Origin of the sequence: uncultured Fibrobacter sp. (assembly GCF_947166265.1) — a bacterium.
Taxonomy (GTDB): Bacteria; Fibrobacterota; Fibrobacteria; order Fibrobacterales; family Fibrobacteraceae; genus Fibrobacter.
In genome coordinates, this window is sequence record NZ_CAMVDO010000085.1 from 1 (window position 1) to 2,954 (window position 2,954).

1 protein-coding gene is annotated in these 2,954 nt (G+C 49.1%); it reads right to left on the minus strand.

What is annotated here, in order from left to right:
* Window positions 1-128 precede the first annotated feature (128 nt).
* A partial coding sequence (locus Q0W37_RS15305; protein WP_297702407.1) for an EAL domain-containing protein occupies window positions 129-2,954 on the minus strand: 2,826 nt, incomplete at its 5' end.

The following is a 2,954-nucleotide window of genomic DNA, read 5'->3' on the forward strand; positions in this document are numbered from 1 at the left end:
AGTCCCTATTTGTTAACACGTATTTTTTGACCGCTCAAAGCCCGATTTTTTGTAAAATCTTTGTAAAATCAGCAAAAAGCCCGGCGTAAGCCGGGCTGATGCATTCCCCTAGACGGTCCGCTCTCATTCTAGCAGCTTTTCGTAGTCTTGATGCAGGCGTTCTGGAGTTTCAGGATGATGTCACCGGAATCCGGTTCCATCATCATGTCAAATGTCGAGCGTATCGTAAAGCAGAAGTTATCGATATTGTAGGTGATGTCGAGCGGCGGAACGATGCACTTGTTCAGGTGATCGAGGATCAGCCTTTCGCGGGTGTAGTCTATCGCGTGGCGCACGTTGTCGTCGCTTTTTAGCATCAGCGAACTGAGATAGCAGTAATGCGTTTCGTAGGTATATTTTCCGGCAAGTTCCTTGGGAATGTACGAGATGCCGTCCATGCGGAGTACCGGCGAATTCTTGGTCAGGTTCCAGAACAGGAATCCCTTATACCCCGGCTCGTAAGACTTCGTATGCGTCGCCTCGCCCGAGGCCATAAATTCAGCGTACGCTTCCTTACGGGTAAAGTAATTTTTCATCGCCATGTCGTCTTCAGAAATGAACGCAGAGAAAATATCCCCGTACGGAGTTTTCCTGTAGAACTTACCCACGTGATAGACGCGCTTGATTTTACCCTTCCCCGTTTTGGTGCGGTAGGTTATCTGCTTTGTCACATCGTTCTTGTTCGACATCTGTTCCAGCAGGTCCTGATTAACAACCTTGTAGTCTTCCGGAAGAATTGCATTCTTAAAGCGTTCCCCCACAAATTCAGACAATTCCTCAACACTCTTGCATTCGAAAATGTCAAGCACGCAACCGTTTACATATAGGATCTTTCCGCTGCGGGCATTTAAAAGAACCACACCTCCTGGCACATATTCCATGTAGTTCAAAGCAAGCTGTTGCAGCACTTCGGCGTTCTTGATGGCGCCATCTATTTTTGCCTTGAGCAAGCTCTTGTCCATAATGGGCAAGCGGATAAACTGGTATGCACCAAGACGAATACTTTCCTTTGCAAGATCCAAATTGTCCGTCATCACGACAAAGGGAATCTGAAGATTGCTTCTCGCCTCGTGGAATTTCCGGATTATCTTGAAGCCATCCATTTTCGGAAGGACGGCATTCACCAGCGCAAGAGAAATCCTATTCCCATATTCTAGCAGAAGCTTGAGGGCCTGCTCGCCATCTGGAACAAGCAACACGTTATAATCCGACCTGAGAATACTGTCAAGGAACGCCCTGTGCTGCGGGTTGGCCTCGGCAAGCAGAACCGTCTTCGTATTTGCCGGAAGCGTAGAATCTTCGCTACTGGAAGAGCTGTCGTAGGCGCTCACATGCGTGTTGCGGAAGCACAAATCGTAAATGTGGCAGCCGTTATTATCGGCTATCAGGCGCCCCTTCATAAAGACGTACATTCCGTGCGTCACGTAAGTCACCTCGCAAGGGGACACATAGGCAGCCTTTTCCGCCTCATGGAGCGTGTAGTACACCGGATTTTCAGGATCGTTCGACGCAGCCTCGACCTCGTCAAGATTTTTAAAGCCGAGACTCAGGAGCTGTTCTTCGTACAACTTATTTGCAAACAGGAACTTGAATGTTCCGTTCTCATAAGACATAATCGCCCTAGGAGAATCTTCCTGATAGTCGAGACGGCCAATCTTCGAGTACACGGCACGGACATTGTCGTTTTCGGCCATTATTCCGGAAGCATCCATGTGATTCATGGTATCCTTCAGCGGCTGCGGTTTTCCGTAATAGTAACCTTGGACTTTTTCACAACCGATTTGTTTCAGGAATTCCAGCTGTTCCCTTGTTTCGACACCTTCGGCCAAGGTCTTCAGGCCAAGGCTCTTCGCCATGCGGACTGTCGAACTGATGATGATGCGGGAGACCTCATTGAAGTTCGAAAGGAACGCCATGTCAATCTTGAGTTCGTCGAACTTGTAATCCTTGAGGGTGTTGAGCGAAGAGTAACCGCTACCGAAATCGTCCATCCAGACTTCGTAACCCACCAGGCGGAACCTTTCGATTTCAAGCTGGATGTAGGAATCCGAAGCCATGATGCTTTCCGTAATTTCGACACGGATGTAGTCTCGCTTAATCCGGTACTTCATCAGGGCCGATTCAACCACATTAAAGATATCGCAACCGATAAAGTCAAGGCGCGAAAGGTTGAATGAAACCGGCACTATCGGGCGGCCCTGGTCCAATTCCTCGCGAAGTTCCCTACAGACCTGTTCGATGATGTAGCTGTCGAGCTTATGAATCTGGCGCGATTCTTCAAGCGCCCCGATGAACACACCTGGATTCAAGAAACCATTTTGCGGGTCGATCCAACGGGCAAGCGCCTCCATGCCGCAGAACGTTTCCGTAATCGTGCGCACCACGGGCTGGTAGTAGACCTTGATATAGCCGTTCGCAATCGCCTCGTCGATATGGTTCACCACGTAGTTTTGCAAGATGAGGTCTTTGTGCAGTTCCTCGTCGTAATAGCGGATAAAGTTGTCGCCCTTTTTCTTCTGGATGTTGCAGGCCAGCTTCGCCTTTTCGCTCGCGTCCAGGAACACGCCATATTCTTCGATATTGCAGATGCCGACATAGAGGTCCATCGAAATCTTGGAAACGGTTCCCTTGACATACTTGCGGATAATGTTCAGCTTGTCTTCTATTCCGCTAGAATCCGCAACGACGGCAAAATGGTCGTTGGCGAAACGGCAAATCAAGTTATCGGGGAACTGCTTCTTGATACAGGAAGCGAAATCAATCAGGAACTCGTTACCCTGGTTAAATCCGTTTGCACTATTGTAGAGTTTCATCCCCACGATGTCGAAGAATATGAGAACCGGAGATCCCCCCGCGTTCCGGATGTCCTCCACGTAGTTTTCGCCGCACAGGCGGCCATATTCCATATTCGGGAG